At 72.0% G+C, this 19,853-nt stretch carries 19 protein-coding genes and 1 riboswitch; of the genes, 7 read left to right on the top strand and 12 right to left on the bottom strand.

The features are described 5' to 3' along the window. Window positions 1–38 precede the first annotated feature (38 nt). Window positions 39–647, top strand: coding sequence for a Uma2 family endonuclease (locus ACFY0F_RS11095; RefSeq protein ID WP_388791815.1), 609 nt, complete (start codon window positions 39–41; stop codon window positions 645–647). Here the strand turns inward: ACFY0F_RS11095 and ACFY0F_RS11090 are convergent. Next, window positions 640–3,057: an MMPL family transporter gene (locus tag ACFY0F_RS11090; RefSeq protein WP_388791813.1), complete on the bottom strand. Its 2,418-nt coding sequence runs from the start codon at window positions 3,055–3,057 to the stop codon at window positions 640–642. The two genes, ACFY0F_RS11095 and ACFY0F_RS11090, sit on opposite strands and share 8 nt — an antisense overlap. A 166-nt stretch (window positions 3,058–3,223) precedes the next feature. Between ACFY0F_RS11090 and ACFY0F_RS11085 the strand changes: the two genes are divergently transcribed. Both ACFY0F_RS11085 and ACFY0F_RS11080 read left to right on the top strand, forming a co-directional pair. Further along, window positions 3,224–3,910 carry a response regulator transcription factor gene (locus ACFY0F_RS11085; RefSeq protein ID WP_388791811.1) on the top strand — a complete coding sequence of 229 codons (687 nt, stop codon included), beginning with the start codon at window positions 3,224–3,226 and terminating at the stop codon, window positions 3,908–3,910. Then, window positions 3,907–5,367: an ATP-binding protein gene (locus ACFY0F_RS11080; RefSeq protein WP_388791809.1), complete on the top strand. Its 1,461-nt coding sequence runs from the start codon at window positions 3,907–3,909 to the stop codon at window positions 5,365–5,367. Before ACFY0F_RS11085 ends, ACFY0F_RS11080 begins: the two co-directional genes overlap by 4 nt. A 35-nt stretch (window positions 5,368–5,402) precedes the next feature. Here the strand turns inward: ACFY0F_RS11080 and ACFY0F_RS11075 are convergent, their stop codons facing one another. From ACFY0F_RS11075 to ACFY0F_RS11065, 3 genes are all read right to left on the bottom strand, one after another. After that, on the bottom strand, window positions 5,403–6,956 hold the full coding sequence (locus ACFY0F_RS11075) for an ABC transporter substrate-binding protein (protein WP_388791807.1): 1,554 nt from the start codon (window positions 6,954–6,956) through the stop codon (window positions 5,403–5,405). Window positions 6,957–7,137: 181 nt separating this feature from the next. Beyond that, window positions 7,138–8,484, bottom strand: a complete 1,347-nt coding sequence (locus ACFY0F_RS11070) for a metallophosphoesterase (RefSeq protein ID WP_388791805.1) — start codon at window positions 8,482–8,484, stop codon at window positions 7,138–7,140. 33 nt (window positions 8,485–8,517) lie between these two features. Then, window positions 8,518–8,757, bottom strand: a complete 240-nt coding sequence (locus tag ACFY0F_RS11065) for an SCO4848 family membrane protein (protein WP_132856212.1) — start codon at window positions 8,755–8,757, stop codon at window positions 8,518–8,520. Window positions 8,758–8,872: 115 nt separating this feature from the next. On the opposite strand from ACFY0F_RS11065, the gene ACFY0F_RS11060 reads away from it, so the two are divergent. Then, window positions 8,873–10,090 carry a D-alanyl-D-alanine carboxypeptidase family protein gene (locus tag ACFY0F_RS11060; RefSeq protein WP_388792402.1) on the top strand — a complete coding sequence of 406 codons (1,218 nt, stop codon included), beginning with the start codon at window positions 8,873–8,875 and terminating at the stop codon, window positions 10,088–10,090. Here ACFY0F_RS11060 and ACFY0F_RS11055 read toward each other — a convergent pair. The 4 genes from ACFY0F_RS11055 to ACFY0F_RS11040 are packed head-to-tail and all read right to left on the bottom strand — an operon-like array spanning window position 10,038 to window position 12,820. After that, window positions 10,038–10,946 (bottom strand): YihY/virulence factor BrkB family protein, encoded by a 909-nt coding sequence (locus ACFY0F_RS11055; protein WP_388791802.1) that lies wholly within the window; start codon window positions 10,944–10,946, stop codon window positions 10,038–10,040. The two genes, ACFY0F_RS11060 and ACFY0F_RS11055, sit on opposite strands and share 53 nt — an antisense overlap. Beyond that, the gene (locus ACFY0F_RS11050; RefSeq protein ID WP_388791800.1) at window positions 10,934–11,362 is read right to left on the bottom strand and encodes a GtrA family protein; all 429 of its coding nucleotides are present in this window, start codon (window positions 11,360–11,362) and stop codon (window positions 10,934–10,936) included. The genes ACFY0F_RS11055 and ACFY0F_RS11050 overlap by 13 nt, the downstream gene beginning before the upstream one ends. Further along, on the bottom strand, window positions 11,356–12,303 hold the full coding sequence (locus ACFY0F_RS11045) for a decaprenyl-phosphate phosphoribosyltransferase (RefSeq protein WP_388791798.1): 948 nt from the start codon (window positions 12,301–12,303) through the stop codon (window positions 11,356–11,358). The genes ACFY0F_RS11050 and ACFY0F_RS11045 overlap by 7 nt, the downstream gene beginning before the upstream one ends. After that, entirely contained in the window at window positions 12,296–12,820 is a 525-nt protein-coding gene (locus ACFY0F_RS11040) for a phosphatase PAP2 family protein (RefSeq protein ID WP_388791796.1), read from the bottom strand. The genes ACFY0F_RS11045 and ACFY0F_RS11040 overlap by 8 nt, the downstream gene beginning before the upstream one ends. A 133-nt stretch (window positions 12,821–12,953) precedes the next feature. On the opposite strand from ACFY0F_RS11040, the gene ACFY0F_RS11035 reads away from it, so the two are divergent. Both ACFY0F_RS11035 and ACFY0F_RS11030 read left to right on the top strand, forming a co-directional pair. Next, window positions 12,954–14,306, top strand: a complete 1,353-nt coding sequence (locus ACFY0F_RS11035; protein ID WP_388791794.1) for an FAD-binding protein — start codon at window positions 12,954–12,956, stop codon at window positions 14,304–14,306. A 9-nt stretch (window positions 14,307–14,315) separates the two neighbouring features. After that, a complete protein-coding gene (locus ACFY0F_RS11030) occupies window positions 14,316–15,071 on the top strand; it encodes a decaprenylphospho-beta-D-erythro-pentofuranosid-2-ulose 2-reductase (protein WP_388791792.1) in 756 nt (251 codons plus the stop codon). A gap of 20 nt (window positions 15,072–15,091) precedes the next feature. Here ACFY0F_RS11030 and ACFY0F_RS11025 read toward each other — a convergent pair whose 3' ends face one another. Then, window positions 15,092–15,676 carry a 2'-5' RNA ligase family protein gene (locus ACFY0F_RS11025; protein ID WP_388791790.1) on the bottom strand — a complete coding sequence of 195 codons (585 nt, stop codon included), beginning with the start codon at window positions 15,674–15,676 and terminating at the stop codon, window positions 15,092–15,094. A 153-nt stretch (window positions 15,677–15,829) separates the two neighbouring features. Beyond that, window positions 15,830–16,840 (bottom strand): tryptophan--tRNA ligase, encoded by a 1,011-nt coding sequence (gene trpS / locus ACFY0F_RS11020; RefSeq protein WP_388791788.1) that lies wholly within the window; start codon window positions 16,838–16,840, stop codon window positions 15,830–15,832. Window positions 16,841–17,002: 162 nt separating this feature from the next. On the opposite strand from trpS, the gene ACFY0F_RS11015 reads away from it, so the two are divergent. Then, a complete protein-coding gene (locus tag ACFY0F_RS11015) occupies window positions 17,003–17,707 on the top strand; it encodes a hypothetical protein (RefSeq protein WP_388791786.1) in 705 nt (234 codons plus the stop codon). Between the two features lie 18 nt (window positions 17,708–17,725). Here ACFY0F_RS11015 and ACFY0F_RS11010 read toward each other — a convergent pair whose 3' ends face one another. Together ACFY0F_RS11010 and ACFY0F_RS11005 are read right to left on the bottom strand one after the other, a co-directional pair. After that, window positions 17,726–19,177: a glycine hydroxymethyltransferase gene (locus ACFY0F_RS11010; RefSeq protein WP_388791784.1), complete on the bottom strand. Its 1,452-nt coding sequence runs from the start codon at window positions 19,175–19,177 to the stop codon at window positions 17,726–17,728. A gap of 41 nt (window positions 19,178–19,218) precedes the next feature. Further along, window positions 19,219–19,308: riboswitch (ZMP/ZTP riboswitch) on the bottom strand. Window positions 19,309–19,366: 58 nt separating this feature from the next. Then, window positions 19,367–19,843, bottom strand: a complete 477-nt coding sequence (locus ACFY0F_RS11005; RefSeq protein WP_388791782.1) for a MarR family winged helix-turn-helix transcriptional regulator — start codon at window positions 19,841–19,843, stop codon at window positions 19,367–19,369. Between the last annotated feature and the right edge of the window lie 10 nt (window positions 19,844–19,853).

Genomic DNA, 19,853 nt, shown 5'->3' with positions numbered 1-19,853 from the left:
CGATGATGCTCTCGACACCAGCCCACGGGAGGCACGTGATGTCCGCAGCATCCGTCGAGCGGCCCCATGGCGACCGTCCGCTGATCGCGGAGGCGAACCGGATCATGGACCGGCTTCCGGGGTACCGCGTCGAGATCATCGGAGGCAAGCACATCGTGTCCCCGCCCCCCGACGGCCCGCACGGCGAGGCTCTGACCGACCTGATGCTGCCCTTCGTGGCCGCCGGCCTGCACGGGACGGAGTCGAGACTGGTTCAGGGCATCGGCCTCTGGCTGCCTGACGGCGCCGAGGACTACGCGATCCCCGATCTCTCTCTGGTCGACGCCGACTACCAGGACCACTACGTCGAGAACAACTGCTACGACCCCGTCTGCTTCCGCCTGGTCCTGGAAGTCACCTCCAGCAACTACAGGAACGACCTGCGTGACAAGGTCGCCGCGTACGCCGAGGCGAAGATCCCGGTGTATGTCATCGTCGACCGCAAGCACCAACGCCTTCTTGTCCTCACCGACCCCACCGGAAGCGAGTACAAGAACCACCGGCCTCACGCACCCGGCGAGATCGTCACCCTGCCCGACTCCATCGGGGGCAGGGTGACTCTGGACGTCAAGCCGATCCTCACGGTCGCTCAGCCGAAGGCTAATTGACCGCGTCCACCTCCCCCTCGGCCACCTCCACGTCGTACACCAGCGGCCCGTCCCCCACGACCACCTGCCGCGCCTTCGAGCCGTACGAGCCCGCCGTCACCGCCAGCAGATAGGCCCCCGGCTCCGGCACCGACACGATGTACGAGCCGTCCGCCAGCGACGTCACCCCGTCCAGCCGGCGCCCGCCCTTCGTCAGCAGCGTCACGGACGCGTCCCCCACCGGCTCACCGTCGGCCGTGCGGACGTAGCCGTGGACCACCGAGGCCGGGCCCTCCCCCGCGTCCGGAGCCGGCTCCGACTCCTCCTTCGGCTCCACCGCCAGATGCGGCAGCCGCTTCTCCAGCCACGCCGGCAGCCACCAGTTGGACTTGCCCAGCAGATGCATCGCGGCCGGCACCAGCGCCGTACGCAGGATGAAGGCGTCCAGTGCGACCGCCGCCGCCAGGCCCACGCCCGCCGTTGCCGCGCCCGAGTTGCCGCTGAGCACGAAGGCCACGAAGACACAGACCATGATGAGCGCCGCGGAGTTGATCACGCGGCTGGTCTCCGCCAGGCCGACCCGTACCGCGCGCGCGTTGTCCTTGGTGTGCACCCATTCCTCGTGCATCCGGCTGACCAGGAACACCTGGTAGTCCATGGACAGGCCGAACAGCAGGGACAGCATGATCACCGGCAGGAACGCGTTGATCGGACCGGCCCTGCCGAGGCCGAGCAGGCCGATGCCCCAGCCCCACTGGAAGATCGCGACGAGGACGCCGAAGGAGGCCGCCGCGGCGATCAGGTTCATCAGCGCGGCCGTCAGCGGCACGACCAGGGAACGGAAGGCGACCAGCAGGAGCAGGAAACCCAGGGCGATGATCGTGGCGATGAAGTACGGCAGCCGGTCGCCGGTGACGGTCGCGAAGTCCTTGGATATCGCGGTGACCCCGCCGACATGCGCCTGTACCTTCGCCTCCGGGATCACCTCGTCCCGCAGGCGATCGATCAGGTCGTCGGTCTCCTTCGACTGCGGTGACGTCGTCGGGACCACCTGGACGACCGTCACACCGCCCCGGGCTGGCACCGCGCCGACCTGGGCGACGCCCTTGGTCGCCTGGATGTCCTTCACCAGGGTGGCCGTGTCACCGCTGGAGACGACCACCTGCAGCGGGCCGTTGAAGCCGGGGCCGAAGCCCTCGGCGAGCAGGTCGTAGGCCTTGCGGGTCGTGGTGGACGCGTCGTCGTTGCCCTGGTCCGTCGCGCCGAGGCGCAGGGACAGCACCGGCAGGGCGAGGACGGCCATGACGACGAGGGCGAGCGCGGCGATCGTACGGGGGCGCTTCTGGACGCCCGCCGACCAGCGGGCCGAGAGGCTGCTGGCCCGCTCCTGCTCCGGTCCCTGCTCGGCCAGCCGACGCCGCTGGCGGCGGCTGAGCACGCGCGGGCCGAGGAAGCCCAGCAGGGCGGGAAGCAGGGTGGTGGCCGCGAGGACGCTCAGCACGACCGTCAGCGAGGTACCGATGACCACTCCGTCCAGGAAGCGCAGGTTGGTCACCAGCATGCCGGCGAGCGCGATGCACACCGTGCCGCCCGCGAACAGCACCGCCCGGCCGGAGGTGTTGAGGGCGGTGACCGCCGACTCCTCCGGGTCCACGCCCCGCAGGATGCCCCGCCGCTGCCGGGTGACGATGAACAGGGCGTAGTCGATGCCGACGCCGAGGCCGATCAGGGAGGACAGCAGCGGCGCCAGATCGGGGATGTCGGTGGTGTGGCTGAGCAGCTGGACGCCGAACAGGCCCATACCGACGCCGAAGATCGCGATGCCGATCGGCAGCAGCATGGCGAGGAACGAGCCGAAGGCCAGGAACAGCACCACGGCCGCGGCGAGGAGACCGACCATCTCCGCCAGGCCCTGCGGCGGCTCCTCCACCCGCTGGATGGCCTGCCCGCCCAGCTCGACCTCCAGTCCCCTGCCCTCGGCACCCTGTGCGGTGTCGACGACGTCCTGGACGAGGTCCTTGGGTACGGCGTTCGCCTGCTCGGCGAAGGTGATCCGGGCATAGGCGATCCGCCCGTCCCGGCTGATCTGCGCCGCCCCCCGGTCGCCGCCGTAGGGGCCGGCGACCTCGCCGACGCCCTTCATCTTCGCGATCTTCTCCAGCGCGGGCTGGATCCGGGACTTCACGGACGCGTCGCGCACCGATCCGCCGTCGGTCTTCCACACCACCGTGTCGGTGTCACCGGCACTGGCCGGGAAGGCCTTCTCCATCAGGTCGTACGCGCGCTTGGAGTCCGTGTTCGGGAGGGAGAAGACGTTCGCGTAGTCCGTGCCCGCCGTCGAGGCCGCGAAGCCCAGGCCGACCAGCGCCCCCACCCACAACAACAGGACCACCAGCCGATGCCGGTAGCACCATCGTGCCCATGCCGTCACGCTCAACGCTCCTTAATCCGTCCGTACTTCACCAGTCGGTCCCCCAGGTCCTGGCAACCAGCATCGGCAACGCCGCACGCGCGGGACACGCGGCGCGGTCGACTCTCAAGGAACTCCAAAGCGGGATCCGGCCCCGTGGCCGCCGCCCCCGCCCGATACTGGGGGCATGACGGCTCCAGGCACCGTGCTGGTCGTGGAGGACGAGGAGAGCATCGCGGACGTCCTCGCCATCGCCCTGCGCTACCACCGCTTCGAGGTGATGACCGCGGGCACCGTCCGCGAGGCCCGCGCGCTCACCGAGCGCACCCGGCCGGACGCCGCCCTGCTCGACGTCATGCTCCCGGACGGGGACGGCCGGGCCCTCGGCCGTGAACTGCGTGCCCGGCAGCCGGACCTGGCGCTGGTGTTCCTCACCGCGCGCGACGCGCCCGCCGAGATCGTCGGCGCCCTCGGCTTCGGCGACGACTACATCACCAAACCGTTCGACATCGACGTGGTCGTCGCCCGGATCGGGGCGGTGCTGCGCCGCACCCGCCCGTCCGACGTGATCCCCGAGCGCCCGCCGCTCAGATACGGCGACCTGGAACTGGACGAGACGACGTACTGCGTGCACCGCGCGGGCCGCACCGTCGAGCTGACCCCGACCGAGTACGCGCTGCTGCGGTTCCTGGTCCGCAACGGCGGCCGGATCGTGCCGAAGGAGCAACTGCTGCGCCACGTCTGGCAGTACGAGCACGCTCCGGCCGAATCCACCGTCGTGGAAACCTACATAAGCTATCTGCGGCGCAAGCTCGAACCCCTCGGGCCGCCGGTCATCACCACCCGCCGCGGTGTCGGGTACGGGCTGGCGTGAGGCACCACCGCAGGCACGGGGTGCACTCCCTGCGCGGAAAGCTGACCCTGGCCAACGTCGGGCTGCTCGCCGTCGGCATCGTGGTGGCCACCGCGGTCAGCCTGATGGGGATGCGGCACTACCTGCTCGGCCAGGTCGACACCGAGCTGACGAAGATGCGGGACTCGCTCGGCAGTTCGCAACTCACCCTGCACCAGGTCGACTCGCTCGGCGTGCTGAGCGTGGTGCGCGACCGTATGACTCCCAGGTACGAGCAGGAACAGCCCACGCCCGACTCGATCTTCGCCGCGGTCGACGGCCGGGGCAGCGCTGTCGCGCTCTTCGGCGTCGAGCCCACCGACGCCCAGCGCTCCCTCGCCGCCGCCGTGGACGATCCCCGCCGCCTCGTGACGGATCCCGCTCCGCACGAGGTCACCGTGCACGACGCCGCCTACCACGTCACCGCCACCCGCCTCGCCGACGGCTCCTACATCCTGCTCGCCGAGTCCACCGAGGCCCTGCACAACGGCATAGCGAAAGCCCTCAAGCTCGATCTCGCCGTCGGCACGCTGCTGCTCGCCCTGCTGTGCTGTCTGACCATGTTCTCCGTCCGGATCCGGCTGCGGCCGCTGGAGGACATGGTGGAGACCTCCACCGCCATCGCCGAGGGCGACCTCGCCCGGCGCGTGCCCTCCAGCTGCCATCCGACCCAGGAGGTCGAGCAGTTGCGGCTGGCCCTCAACTCCATGCTGCACCAGGTGGAGTCGGCGTACCGCACCCGCGAGCGCAGCGCCGCGCAGCTGCGCCGTTTCGTCGCCGACGCCTCGCACGAACTGCGCACCCCGCTCGCGGCGATACGCGGCTACCTCCAGCTCTACGACAAGGGCATGCTGAACGAGCCGGGCGAGCGGAAACGGGCCTGGGACCGGATGAACGCCGAGGCCGACCGGATGGGCCGGCTCGTCGACGAACTGCTCACCCTGGCCCGTCTCGACCAGCAACCCGAACTGCGGCTGAGGAACGTGGACGTGAGCCGGCTGGTGCGGGAGGCCGCCGAGGACCTCAGGGTGCAGCAGCCGGACCGGCCGGTCACGGTGGCCGCCGACGGCGCGCTGCTGGTGCGCGCCGACGAGTCGGGCCTGCGGCAGGTGCTGGGCAACCTGCTGGCCAACGTCCGCACGCACACGCCGGCCGGCGTGCCGGTGCGGCTGGGCGTGGAGCGCGTGGACGGGGTGGTGCGGCTGTGCGTCGCGGACGAGGGTCCCGGGCTGGCCGAGGAGGACGCGGCCCGGGTCTTCGACCGGTTCTTCCGGGCGGGCGGCGGCGCGGGCAGCGGGCTGGGCCTGGCCATCGTGCAGGGTGTGGTGCACGCGCACGGGGGCGAGGTCACCGTGCGGACGGCGCCCGGCGAGGGTCTGGCGGTGACGGTGACCCTGCCGGAACACGCCCGTGCGGTCGTGGACTGCCCCACGGAGTAGGGCCCGTCCGGCGGATCATGCCCTGGCCGGATCCGTCAGATCCACTCCAGACGCCACAGCCGGTACACCCCGGTGCCGTCGTCGAGGTACTGGCCGCCGCCGACTTCCTCACTGCTGACGACGTACTCCTTGCGCTGCCACAGCGGGATCAGCGGGACGTCGCGCGCCACGTCGTCCTGCAGGGAGCGGAAGTCCTGCGTGACCCGGCCGCGGTCGGCGTACTGCTGGCTGTCGATGATCAGGTTGTCGACGAGCTTGTTGCTGTAGCCGGTGTTCATCGTCGAGCCGGTGCCGACGAGCTGGGCGCCGAAGGTGTCCGGGTCGGGGTAGTCGGCGGCCCAGCCGACCGCCCACGCGTCCAGCTTGCCGGTGGCCCACTGCTTCTGGAAGTCGGTCCACTCGTAGCCCTTGACGTCGACCTTGAACAGGCCGCCCGCCTCCAGCTGGTGCTTCAGCTCCGCGGCCTCCTCGGCGCCCGCGTCACGGTCGCCGTAGCCGAAGGTGAAGCGCACCGGGAGGGAGACACCGGCGTCGATGAGGAGCTGCCTCGCCTTCTTGACGCTCGGATCGGGGTAGGCGTCGGCGAACGACGTGGTGTGGCCGTTGAGGCCCGCCGGGACCAGCGAGTACAGCGGGTCGACGGTGCCGTCGTACACGGTCGCGGCCAGCTGCTCGCGGTCGACCAGCCAGGCCAGGGCCCGCCGGACGCGTACGTCGTGCAGCGGGGAGCTCTGGCGGGTGTTCAGGTAGAGGTTGCGGGTGTCCGAGCTGTCGGACTCGGTGACGCGCTGGTCCGGGTCGCTCGCGGACAGGCGGGACAGCACCTTCGGCGGCAGGTTGCGGGTGGCGACGTCGATCTGCTTGCCCTTCCAGGCGGCCTCCAGCTTCGCGGAGTCGCCGTAGTAGCGCAGCTTCACGGGGCGGCCGGCGCCGTCCAGTTCCCCCTTGTAGGAGGAGTTCGGCTCCAGGGTGGCCTGCTTGTCCTTGGTGTACGCGGTCAGCCGGTACGGGCCGGTGCCGTCGACATCGTGGCCGGAGCGCAGGCCGCCCGCGGGGTACTTCTCCCGGTCGACGATCGAACCCGCCCCCGACGCCACCTTGAACGGGAAGGTGGCGTCCGGGGACGACAGGTGGAAGGTGACCGTGTCGCCTTCGGCGTCCACCGAGGCGAGGGTGGAGAACAGGGACGCCGGGCCGACGTCCGAGTTGATCTTCTTGACCCGGTCGAAGGAGTACTTCACGTCCTGCGCGGTCATCGCCCGCCCGCTCGGGAAGGTGATCCCGGCCCGGAGCTCGCACGTGTAGGTCCTCAGCCCGCTGCCCACGAAGGCGCAGCTCCTGGCCGCGTCCGGCACCGGCGTGGCGCCGCCCGGCTCGTAGGACAGCAGTGACTGGAAGACGTTGCTGAACAGCGCCCACGAGCCGGCGTCGTAGGCGCCGGCCGGGTCCAGTGACGTGACGGCGTCCGTCGTGCCGACCGTGATGGTCCTGTTCTCGTCCCCCTGTGACGGCAACAGCTGCCAGCCGCCGACTCCCACGGCTGCGACGACCAGACATATCGCGAGAATCCGCATGCGAACCGATCGCATGGTGGTGCCCTCCCCAGGCCCTACCCGAGCCCTACCCAGGCCCTGCACACAAACGCCACCCCCTAGTGGCGCGGCTCACCTAATCACACGTGTTTAAGGTGGGGGAAGAGCAATCCGGCTAGATGAGAAAGAACTTACCCGGGGGGATGTTTACGGGTATTCAGAGCTCGCTGAGGGATCGTCACAGCGCCGCCAGCTCGATCACGGTGACGTCCGAGGGGGCGTCCACGCGCGTGGGCGGGCCCCAGGCGCCCGCGCCTCTGCTGACGTAGAGCTGAGTGTCGCCGTGGCGTTCCAGTCCCGCCACGGTCGGGTTGGCGGCCGCCGCGACGAGGTTGCCGGGCCAGAGCTGCCCGCCGTGGGTGTGACCGGAGAGCTGCAGGTCGACGCCGTGCCGGACGGCCTCGTGGATCTGCACCGGCTGATGGGCGAGCAGCACGCAGGTGCGGGCCTTGTCCCGGTCACCGAGCGCCCTGGCGAAGTCGGGCCCCTGCCCCTCGCTCTCGCCCTGCAGGTCGTTGACCCCGGCGAGGTCGAAGTACGGCAGTTCGGTCCGGGCGTTCTCCAACGGGTGGATGCCCAGCTCCCGCACCTCCTGGACCCACTGTTCCGCGCCGGAGAAGTACTCGTGGTTGCCGGTGACGAAGTAAGCGCCGTGCCGGGCGCGCAGTCCCGCCAGCGGTGCCGCGGCCGGGCCCAGGTCCTTGACGCTGCCGTCGACCAGGTCCCCGACGACCGCGATCAGGTCGGGCTGCGTGCCGTTGACGGTGTCGACCACCTTCCGCGCGAAGTCCCGGCCGAGGACCGGACCCAGGTGGATGTCGCTGACCACGGCGATCCGGAATCCGCTCGCGGCGCGCGGGAGCTTGGCCAGGGGGACGGTGACCCGCTTCACCGTCGGGCCGCGCAGGACGCCGTAGGTGCCGTAGCCGACGGTCGCCACGGCCGCGGTGGCGGCGGCGCCGCCGAGGACCCGGGAGACGAAGAGGCGACGGGAGGGCGCGGGCGGGGATGCCTGGGCGGGTCCGCCGGGCGTCTCCGGCTCGGCGGGCGTCCCGGGCTCGGCGGGCGTCCCGGGCTCGGCGGGGTCCTCCGGCTCCCGCGGGCCGGCCGGCTCCGTCGGTGTCTCCGTCCGCTCCGGTGCCGGTACGGCCGCCGGGGCCGCCGCACGCGCCGGTACGGCCACCGGGCACGGGACAGGCCGCGCCCTCCACGCCGTCAGCCGGCGCAGCACGGGCCGTACGGCCTCCCCCGCCAGCACCGCCAGCAGCAGATAGAGGGCCAGCGGCATCCACAGGAACCCGGGCCAGGCCAGCGTGCGCTGGAGCCGGAAGGGGGCGCCCGCGCGTTCGGCGACCAGGGCGGCGATCATCAGCACGGGCCCGGCGACGAAGACGGCCGTGCCCGCCCGGCGTGCCGGGCCGGGCCCCGCCGTGGTGTCGCGGACCAGGCGGCGCCAGACGTACCAGTGCAGGGCCGCCACCACGGCGAGGACCGCCAGGCCGGCGATCACGTAAAGGATGACCACGCTGCCGTGTCCCCCGTTGTTCCGGTAGTGCCGTTATGACGTCCGGCGCAGTGCGCGAAGTCCGCGCAACCCGATGACCCCGATGACCGTCCCCAATACGAAGGAAACGACCGCCAGCGTCAGGTGCACCCAGAAGTACGCCGTCGGGTGACCGTCGTCGAAGGCGAGACCGCTGCTGTCCTTGACGAGATTCTTGACGAAAGTGACCCAGATGACCCAGCTCCAGACCCCGAAGGCGAGCAGGAACCAGGACACCGGGCGGCTGAGCTTCATGCCTTCAGTATCGCCAAGGGCCGTCCGGGTCCGCGCCCGGGGTCGCGGGAGCCGACGGGGTACGTTTCCGCTCGTGCTCACACCCCCCACGCCCGCCAGGCGATCTCTGCTGGTCATGTCCGCCGCCCTGCTGTCCGCGTCGCTCGCCGCGCCCGCCGCCGTCGCCGCGCCCCCCTCCATCGCCGCGCCGTCCCCCTCGACGAGCCCGACGGCCACGCCCCCGGCGCACATGTCGACGGTCGGCGGCGCCCGGCTGGGCGAGCCGGGCACCCAGGCCGACCTCGGCAGCGGTGTCCCCGTGCTGCCCAAGGACGTCACCGCGCGCTCCTGGATCATCGCCGACGCAGAGTCCGGCGAGGTGCTGGCCGCGCACAACGCGCACTGGCGGCTGCCCCCGGCGAGCACGCTGAAGATGCTGTTCGCCGACACGGTCCTGCCCCGCTTCCCGAAGAGCACCGAGCACAAGGTGGCGGCGTCCGACCTGGCGGGCATGGGCGCCGGCTCCAGCCTGGTCGGCGTCAAGGAGAACCACACCTACACCGTCCACGACCTGTGGCTCGGCGTGTTCCTCAAGTCCGGCAACGACGCCGTGCACGTGCTGTCGCGGATGAACGGCGGCATCGGGCGGACCGTCGAGGACATGCAGGCGCACGCCGACGAGCTGCAGGCGCTGGACACGCGCGTGCTCAGCCCCGACGGCTACGACCGGCCGGGACAGGTGTCGTCGGCGTACGACCTGACGCTGGTCGCCCGCTCGGGACTGCAGAAGAAGGACTTCCGCGAGTACTGCTCGACCGTGACGGCGAAGTTCGGCTCCGACGAGATCCGCAACACCAACCGGCTGCTGAGCGGCGACACGGACGTCCCCGTCTACCAGGGCATCGCCGGTGTGAAGAACGGCAACACCAGCCAGGCGGGCGCCACGTTCACCGGGGTCGCCGAACGGGGCGGGCACGTTCTGCTGGTCACCGTCATGAACCCGGAGAAGCACGAGCACAACGAGGTCTACAAGGAGGCCGCCCGGCTCTTCGACTGGGGCTTCGGGGCGGTCGGCAAGGTCAAGCCGGTGGGCGAGCTGGTGCCGCCGAAGAGCGCCGTCCGGGCCGACGCGCGGCCCGGCGCGACGTCGCCGGCCGGGCAGGCGGGCGGTACGGGGACCGGCGGACCGTCGTCGAAGCCGGTGGCCGCCGCGCCCTCCGGGGACCGCGCGCGGGGCGCGGGCATCGCCCTGGCGGTCGCCGGGGGGCTGCTGGTGCTGCTGGGCGGCGGGGCGTTCCTGGTCAACCGCCGGTGGCCGCTGCCCGATCTCGTACGTCGCCGGACTCGTTCCTGAGCGCGGCCTCCTTGCTCGGCGTCGCCGTCCAGGCGGCGCAGAAGAGGACCAGTTTCGCGGTGAAGTTGATCCACAGCAGCAGGGCGACGGGGACGCCGAACGCGCCGTACATGCTCTTCGAGGCGACGCCCTGGATGTAGCCGCTGATCAGCAGTTTCAGCAGTTCGAAGCCGACCGCGCCGGTGAGCGCCGCGACGAACAGGCGGTGCCGGTGCGGCTCGACGCCGGGCAGCAGGGTCAGCACGTACAGCAGGACCAGGAAGTCGGCGAGGACGGCGACGGCGAACGCGACGACGCTGAGCAGCACGGTGCCCCAGCCGTGCTCGGCGAGCCCCAGACCGCCGGCCGCCCAGCCGACCGCCGCGGAGGCGACGGTGGAGGTGAGGAGCGTGCCCAGCAGCGCGCCGCCGAGCCCGATCAGGATCCCGGCGTCCTTGACCTTGTGCAGTATGGGGTTCTCGTCGGTGTCGGGCAGCTCCCACACCGCGCGCAGGCAGTCGCGTATCTGCCCGACCCAGCCGATGCCGGTGAGCAGCAGCAGGGCGCCCGCGATGGAGCAGACGGTGCCCGCGTTCTGGACCAGGGACGTGATGTCGAGCTGGTCGGAGATGCCGGGGAACTGCTCGGCGATCTGCTTCTCCACATGCCGCTGTCCGGCCGGGCTGAGCGTGGCGGCGCCGATCGCGGCGGACACGGTCAGCAGCGGGAACAGCGCGATGAAGCTGACGAACGTCATGGCGGCGGCCAGCCGTGTCCACTTCACCCGGTCCAGACGCTCGTACGAGCGCCACGCGTGCGTGGTCATCAGGCGCGCGAACAGCGGTCCGACGCCGGGAAGTGTTTTCAGCCAGTCCATGATCCGACTCTGCCCTCGTCTCGGAAGACCCATGTCCGGATACCCCAGAACCGCAGGACTGTGGCCATCGCCATGCCGATTCCCGCGCCGGAGACCGTGTCGGCCCGCTGCGAAGTCAGGCCCAGGCCGTAGTGGCTGACGGCGAGGCAGACGAGCTGGACGAGGGCTCCGGCGAGGTTCACGGCGACGAAGGCGGTGTACGGGCGCAGGCCTCTGGGCCGGGTGTGGCGGTAGGGGCCGAGGGCGTTGCCGGCGTAGGCGACCGTGCAGCCGACCGCGAACGACAGGGACTTGGCGGTGATCGGGTTGCAGGCGGCGGGGCCGCGCAGATAGCTGAAGAGCGCCAGGTCGGCGGCGTAGGCGAGGAGGCCCGCGGTGGCGAAGCCCAGCAGTTCGCCCCGCCGTGGCGTCACCAATCGACCACCGCCAGGGCGTACATCGCCAGCCAGGCGGCGCCGATCAGGGCCAGGGCGCGGTCGCGCAGGACGACGTCCTCCGGCTCGCCGGCGGTGCCGCGGTCGGCGAAGACGGCGTATCTGAGGACCGCGAGGATGAAGGCGACCATGGAGAGCTGCCGCCAGGGCAGCACGCTGGTGTGCGGCACCCCGCCCGCCTCCAGGGCCCACATGCAGTAGGCGAGGACGGCGACGCCGGCCGCGAGCTGCCAGACGAAGCGCAGGTAGCCGGCGGTGTACTCGGTGAGCAGCGCGCGGGTCGCGCCCGCCTGTCCGGCCATCTGGACGGCCTCCGAGTAGCGTTTGGCCGACACCATGAACAGCGCTCCGAAGCCGGTGGTGATCAGGAACCAGCGGGACAGCGGGATGCCGAGCGCGACCCCGCCGATCACCGCCCGCATCAGGAATCCGGTGGTCACGACGGCGAGGTCGACGACCAGCAGGTGCTTGAGGGTGACGCAGTAGGCCAGTTGCAGTCCGAGGTAGGCCGTCAGCAGGGCGGCGACGGCCGGGGAGGCCAGCCAGAGGGCGGTGGCCGGACCGAGCACGGCCAGCGCGCCGCCGGTGGCGTAGGCGACGGGCACGGGGACCTGCCCGGCGGCGACCGGGCGGCGGCACTTGGCGGGGTGGGCGCGGTCGGCCTCGGCGTCGCGGGCGTCGTTGATCAGGTAGACGGCGGCGGCGCAGGCGGTGAACAGGGCGAAGACCAGGGCGACCTGGGTGAGCGCGTGCCGTGAGAAGAGCCGGCCGGCGGCGGCCGGGGCGGCGAGGACCAGGATGTTCTTGACCCACTGTTTCGGACGGGTGGCCCTCAGCAGGCCGCCCAGGAGGGTGCCCCGGTGCCGGGGCGGGGGCGGGGGCTCGCCGGGCGGGCGGCGCTCCAGCAGCGCGAGGTCAGCCATCGGTGCTCTCCCTCATCCAGCGGGCTCCCGCTCGTGCCGTCAGCACGCCCAGGGCCGCGCCCGCCGCCACGTCCGAGGGGTGGTGGACGCCGAGGACCAGCCGGGACAGGCACATGGCGGCGGCGAGCGGCGGCACCGGGTGGGCGCCGAGCGCTCCGAAGGCGACGGCGGCGGCCGCGGCGGAGGCGGCATGGGAGCTGGGGAAGGAGTGCCGGCCGACGGTGCGCACCCGGGGTTCGACATGCGCGGGGCGCGCGCGGCGTACGAGGCGCTTCACGGCCATGCTGGCGAGATGCGCGCCCGCGACGAGCGCCGTGCCACGCAACCAGGCGCTGCGCCGCGCGCCGTCCACGGCGGCTCCGAGGAGGCCCGTCGTGAGCCACAGCGCACCGTGCTCGCCGGTCAGGGAGAGTCCGCGGGCGGCGGACGCCACCCGGGGATCGGCGCCGCGGGCGTGGAGTGCGGAGAGGATCCGGTGGTCCAGGTCATGATCCAGGTCGTGATCCAGGTCGTCCATGTGGATCCACTGTCCACGTCCGGCCCGCTTGAATTACGGCAATATTGGACGACATCCCATTAATCACCCATTTCGGGGAGGGTGGTCATGTTCCACAACTGATCGCTCACACAGGGGCGATACGGTCACCGACATGCCTGGAGACACCGTTTCCGTCACCGGTTGGGGCCGCACCGCACCCACCGCCGCCCGGCTGGTCCGCCCGCGGACCTACGCGGAGGCCGCCGCGGCGGTCCGCGGCTGCGGGGACCGCGGCGGCATCGCACGAGGTCTCGGACGGGCGTACGGGGACGCGGCGCAGAACGCCGGCGGGACCGTCCTCGACATGACCGGTCTCGATCACGTCCACGCGATCGACGCCGATGACGGAACCGTGCTGTGCGGCGCGGGCACCTCCCTGCACCGGCTGATGGAGGTGCTGCTGCCGCTCGGCTGGTTCGTGCCGGTGACCCCCGGCACCCGCCAGGTGACCGTCGGCGGGGCGATCGGCGCCGACATCCACGGCAAGAACCACCATGTCTCCGGCTCCTTCTCCCGCCACGTGCTGTCCCTGGAGCTGCTCACCGCCGACGGCGAGGTGCGCACCGTGCGCCCGGGCACCCCCCTGTTCGACGCGACCGCCGGCGGCATGGGCCTGACCGGGGTGATCCTGACGGCCACCCTGCGGCTGCTGCCGGTCGAGACGGCGTACATGTCCGTCGACACCGAGCGCGCCGCCGACCTGGACGACCTGATGGCCCGGCTGACCGCAGGCGACCACCGCTACGGCTACTCGGTCGCCTGGATCGACCTCCTCGCCCGCGGCGCCGCGACCGGCCGCGCGGTGCTCACCCGCGGCGACCACGCACCCCTGGTGGCACTCAGGGGCACGCGCGCGCGACGGCAGCCGCTGGCCTTCCGCCCCCGGCGGCTCCCGGCCGCCCCCGCCCTCGTCCCGGAGGGCCTCCTCGGCCGCACCACGGTCGGGCTCTTCAACGAGCTCTGGTACCGCAAGGCACCACGCGCGCGGACCGGCGAACTCCAGCGCCTGTCCGCCTTCTTCCACCCCCTGGACGGCCTGCCGCACTGGAACCGGATCTACGGCCGCGCCGGCTTCGTCCAGTACCAGTTCGTCGTCGGACACGGCCAGGAGGACACCCTGCGCCGCATCGTGCACCGGGTGTCCGCCCGCCGGTGCCCGTCCTTCCTCGCCGTCCTCAAACGCTTCGGCGAGGCCGACCCGGGCTGGCTGTCCTTCCCCCGGCCCGGCTGGACCCTCGCCCTCGACGTCCCGTCCGGGCTGCCGGGCCTCGGCCGCTTCCTCGACGAGCTGGACGAGGAGGTGGCCACCGCCGGCGGGCGCGTCTACCTGGCCAAGGACTCCCGGCTGCGTCCGGAACTGCTCGCCGCGATGTACCCCCGGCTCGACGAGTTCCGGGCGCTGCGCGCGGAACTGGACCCGGCCGGGGTCTTCACTTCGGACCTCGCCCGTCGGCTCGACCTCTAGGAGTTGTCCGTGAAGGACGCTTTCGGCATCCCCCAGTCGCTGCTCGTCCTCGGCGGTACGTCCGAGATCGCGCTGGCCACCGCACGCCGGTTGGTCACCCGCCGCACCCGCACCGTGTGGCTGGCCGGCCGCCCCTCGCCCGCCCTGGAGCAGGCGGCCGGACAACTGCGCGCCCTGGGGGCCGACGCGCGCACCGTCGCCTTCGACGCCCTGGACCCCGACTCCCACGAGGACGTGCTCGGGAAGGTGTTCGCCGAGGGCGACATCGACATGGTGCTGGTCGCCTTCGGCATCCTCGGCAACCAGGCGGTGGACGAGCGGGACCCGGCGGGCGCGGTGCGGGTCGCGCAGACCAACTACACCGGCGCGGTCTCGGCGGGCCTGGTCGCCGCGCGGGCCCTGCAGACCCAGGGGCACGGCTCCCTGGTGGTGCTCTCCTCGGTCGCCGGGGAGCGGGCCCGCCGCTCGAACTTCATCTACGGTTCCAGCAAGGCCGGCCTGGACGCCTTCGCCCAGGGCCTCGGCGACGCGCTGCACGGCACCGGCGTGCACGTCATGGTCGTACGCCCCGGCTTCGTACGGACGAGGATGACGGCCGGCCTGGAGGAGGCCCCCCTCGCCACCACGCCGGAGGCGGTCGCCACGGCCATCGAGCTGGGCCTCAGGCGCCGCTCGGAGACCGTGTGGGTGCCGGGGGCGCTCAGGCTGGTGATGTCGGCGCTGCGGCACGTACCGCGGGCGGTGTTCCGGCGGCTGCCGGTCTAGGGCCGGCCCCCGCGGTGTGCCTACCGGCGGCTGCGGATCGTGCCCCGGTCCACGGGTGCGGCCTGCTGGGGCACCACCGTGCCGCCGCCGAAGGTGAAGTCCCGCAGCTTGCGCCACACCCCGTCGGCGCCCTGCTCGTGGAGCCCGAAGCCGGTGCAGTGCCAGGCGGCCTCGTAGTCGGCGAGCTCCTCGAAGGCCCGGTCCATCGCCGCCTCGTCGATGCCGTGGGCGACCGTGACATGCGGGTGGTAGGGGAACTGCAGCTCGCGGGCGACCGGCCCGGAGGCGTCCCGGATCCGCTGCTGCAGCCGGGCGCAGGCCTCGACGCCCTCCACGACCCGCACGTAGACCACCGGGGACAGCGGCCGGAAGGTGTCGGTGCCGGACAACCGCATCGCGAACGGACGGACGGCCGCGGCCACCTCGGTCAGGTGCGCCTCGACGGCCGGCAGGTCGGTGTCCTCGACCTCCGTCGGCGGCAGCAGCGTGACATGCGTGGGGATGCCGTGCGCAGCGGCGTCGCCGAAGCCCGCGCGCCGCTCCTGGAGCAGGCTGCCGTGAGGCTCCGGGACCGCGATCGACACGCCGATCGTTACGGTCCCCACGTCGTCTCCTGTCGTCGCTCTTTGTTTCGTTCTCGTCCGGTACGTGCACAGCCGTCCGGCTATCGACTGTACGGCCACGAGTGTCCCGTGGGCAGGCGTGGCGGAAGTGATGTGCAGCGCTCCGCCCACGGTACGTGTGTGCGGTCGTGCGCCTCAGTGCTTCGCGGGCAGGAAACCCACCCGGTCGTACGCCTGCGCCAGCGTCTCCGCGGCCACGGCACGGGCCTTCTCCGCGCCCTTGGCCAGGATCGAGTCGAGGGTCTCCGGGTCGTCCAGATACTGCTGGGTGCGCTCCCGGAACGGCGTCACGAACTCGACCATCACGTCGGCGAGGTCCGTCTTCAGCGCGCCGTACATCTTGCCCTCGTAGTCCCGCTCCAGCTCGGCGATCGACTTGCCGGTGAGCGTCGAGTAGATGGTGAGCAGGTTCGACACGCCCGGCTTGTTCTCCACGTCGTACCGGATCACGGTGTCCGTGTCGGTGACGGCGCTCTTGACCTTCTTCGCGCTGGCCTTCGGCTCGTCCAGGAGGTTGACGACGCCCTTCGGCGTGGCCGCCGACTTGCTCATCTTGACGGTCGGGTCCTGGAGGTCGTAGATCTTCGCCGTCTCCTTGAGGATGTACGGCCTCGGGACGGTGAAGGTCTCGCCGAACCGGCCGTTGAAGCGCTCGGCGAGGTCACGGGTGAGCTCGACGTGCTGGCGCTGGTCCTCGCCGACGGGGACCTCGTTGGCCTGGTACAGCAGGATGTCGGCGACCTGCAGGACCGGGTACGTGAACAGGCCGACGGAGGCGCGGTCGGCGCCCTGCCGGGCGGCCTTGTCCTTGAACTGGGTCATACGGGACGCCTCGCCGAAGCCGGTGAGGCAGTTCATGACCCAGGCGAGCTGGGCGTGCTCGGGGACGTGGCTCTGCACGAACAAGGTGCAGCGGTCCGGGTCGAGCCCGGCCGCCAGCAGCTGGGCGGCGGCCAGCCGGGTGTTCGCACGCAGGTCCGCGGGGTCCTGCGGGACCGTGATCGCGTGCAGGTCGACGACCATGTAGAACGCGTCATGACTCTCCTGCAGGGCCACCCACTGGCGCACGGCGCCGAGGTAGTTGCCGAGGTGGAACGAGCCTGCGGTGGGCTGGATTCCGGAGAGCACGCGCAGACGATGCTGCATGGCGGAGCCATTCCCCTGAGGGTGGGGGTGGGTGACGGGCGGGCGGTCAGTGGCCATGCTCACCATTCTCTCAGGTCCCGGGGGCCGATCCGGAACTGGTCCGAAACAGAGGGGACTCGGCCTGCGTTCGGGGGTGTGACAAGGGGCGAGGCAGGCGGGGACTTGGACGATGCACCGGGGGGACGATGGCAGGGCGCGCGGCATGGGCGCGGCGGGCACCGGCGGGTGCGGACGGCATGGCCGGCGGCGACGGCGTGCGCGCTCGTCCTGACCGGGGCGCCCGGGGCGCGGGCGGCGGACCGCCCCGACGTGGCGATGATCGTCCCGGACGGCACGGGCACCACGACGACGACCCTGCGCTCCGGGGACCCCGGCTTCACCCGGCTCTGGCAGTTGCTGCGGCCCGCCTGCACGGGGACCGAGCCGGTGCCCACGGCCTGGTCACAGGGGCGGTATCCGGCCGTTCGGCTCACCGTGATGTGGGGACTGACAGGGGTGGGCGGCTGGCCGCAGACCCACCGGGCGCCGGGCGGGGACGTGGCCGTCGAGCGGCAGGACCAACTGTTCCTGGCGCGGGACGGCACGCCCTGGGTGCGGACGGACCCGGCACCCCAGGTGCAGGACGACGACGTCCGGTGGCACCGGGCGTCACGGGTGCTCTACGACCGGCTGGCCCGGGAGGGGCTCATGGCCGAGCGCCACGAGGCGTCCGGCGGTGGCGGGCGCCGGTCCGGTGATCCGCTGTGGTGGGCGGCCGGAGGGCTCGCCGCCGGGTTCGCGGGCGGCTTCCCGACCCGCCGCGCGGCGGCCCGGCGGGAGGCCGGACCGCCGCGCGAGGAGCCGCGGCAGGAGCTGATCGATCTCTGAGCCCCCGCGAGGGGCCGGTCAGCCGAGGTCGATCTCCGGGTACAGCGGGAAGCCCGCCACCAGGTCCGTCGCACGCTGGGAGATCTCGTCCGCCACCTTCGGGTCCAGGACGTGGGAGGCCTTGGAGGGGGCGCCGGACTTGGTGGTGCCCGGCTCGGTGGTGGTCAGGACACGGTCGATGAGGCCCGCGACCTCGTCCATCTCGGCGGTGCCCAGTCCGCGGGTGGTGAGCGCGGGGGTGCCGATGCGGATGCCTGAGGTGTACCAGGCGCCGTTGGGGTCGGCGGGGATGGCGTTGCGGTTGGTGACGATGCCCGAGTCGAGGAGGGCCGCCTCCGCCTGGCGGCCGGTGAGACCGTAGGAGCCGGCGACGTCGATCAGGTTGAGGTGGTTGTCGGTGCCGCCGGTGACGAGGGTGGCGCCGCGGCGCATCAGGCCCTCGGCGAGCGCGCGGGAGTTGTCGACGATGCGCTGGGCGTAGTCCTGGAATGCGGGCTGCCGGGCCTCGGCGAGGGCGACGGCCTTCGCGGCCATGACGTGCGGGAGCGGGCCGCCCAGCACCATCGGGCAGCCGCGGTCGACCTGGTCCTTGAGGGAGTCGTCGCACAGGACCATGCCGCCGCGCGGGCCGCGCAGGGACTTGTGGGTGGTCGTGGTGACGATCTGCGCGTGCGGCACCGGGTCGAAGTCGCCGGTGAGGACCTTGCCCGCGACCAGGCCGGCGAAGTGGGCCATGTCGACCATGAGCGTGGCGCCGACCTCGTCGGCGATCTCCCGCATGATCCGGAAGTTCACCAGGCGGGGGTAGGCCGAGTAGCCGGCGACGATGATCAGGGGCTTGAACTCGCGGGCCTGGGCGCGCAGGGCGTCGTAGTCGATCAGGCCGGTCGCCGGGTCCGTGCCGTAGGAGCGCTGGTCGAACATCTTGCCGGAGATGTTCGGGCGGAAGCCGTGGGTGAGGTGGCCGCCGGCGTCCAGGGACATGCCGAGCATGCGCTGGTTGCCGAAGGCCTGGCGCAGTTCGGCCCAGTCGGCCTCGGTGAGGTCGTTGACCTGGCGGGCGCCGGTCTTCTCCAGGAAGGGCACCTCGACGCGGTCGGCGAGGACGGCCCAGAAGGCGACGAGGTTGGCGTCGATGCCGGAGTGCGGCTGGACGTAGGCGTGGCGGGCGCCGAAGAGCTCACGGGCGTGCTCGGCGGCCAGGGACTCCACCGTGTCGACGTTGCGGCAGCCCGCGTAGAAGCGGCGGCCGACGGTGCCCTCGGCGTACTTGTCGCTGAACCAGTTGCCCATGGCCAGCAGCGTGGCCGGGGAGGCGTAGTTCTCGGAGGCGATCAGCTTGAGCATCTCGCGCTGGTCGGCGACCTCCTGGCCGATGGCGTCGGCGACCCGCGGCTCGACGGCGCGGATCACGTCGAGGGCCGCGCGGAAGGCGGTGGACTCGGTGGAGAGGGGCTGCTGCTCTGGCATGTCGGCCTCCGGACGGCGTTTTCGTACGGCGTTCGCGTTCACGGTTCGGCCCAGGCGCACGGCACTCGTTCCCGACGGGGCCGCTCCCCGATGGTCCGTCCCATCCAAGCGCGCCAGTCACGGCCCGGTGATCAGCCTACCGGGCGGGTCGGGCGGTGCCGGTGCGGCGTCCACCATGCGAGCGTGGCGTCAGCCGGTGGGCATGCCGGTCTGGGCGCGCTCCAGTGCGGAGCGGAGCGTTGCCAGGGTCCGGGCGACGGCCGGCATCGAGGGGTCGTCGAGGATGTCCGCGAGCAGTTCGGCCAGCCGCTCGGTGAAGGTGTCCTCCGCCGCGTCGACGAGTTCCCGGCCGTCGTCGGTCAGTGCCAGCAGCGATGACCGGCGGTCCGACGGATTGGGTTGCCGCGCGACCCATCCGTGTTTCTCCAGACGGTCGACGCTCTTGCTGGTCGCCCCGATGCCGACGGCGAACGCGGCGGCGAGGTCCGCCACCCGTGACCCGGGGTGGTCACGGAGGTGGCGCAGGCACTCGAACTGCGACGTGACGATGGCGTGCCGTTCGCGAAGGCTGTCGTTGAGGGCGTTGTAGAGCCGTGTCTCGCAGCGGACGAGGTCCGAGAAGAAGTCCGGGAGGCCGGTGCTGCCGCCGGTTGATTTATATGCCACGGCATATAGT

The sequence above is a fragment of the Streptomyces sp. NPDC001544 genome, from assembly GCF_042894285.1.
Taxonomy (GTDB): Bacteria; Actinomycetota; Actinomycetes; order Streptomycetales; family Streptomycetaceae; genus Streptomyces.
The sequence above is the reverse complement of the archived record's forward strand: the minus strand, read 5'-3'. Positions and strand labels throughout refer to the sequence as shown.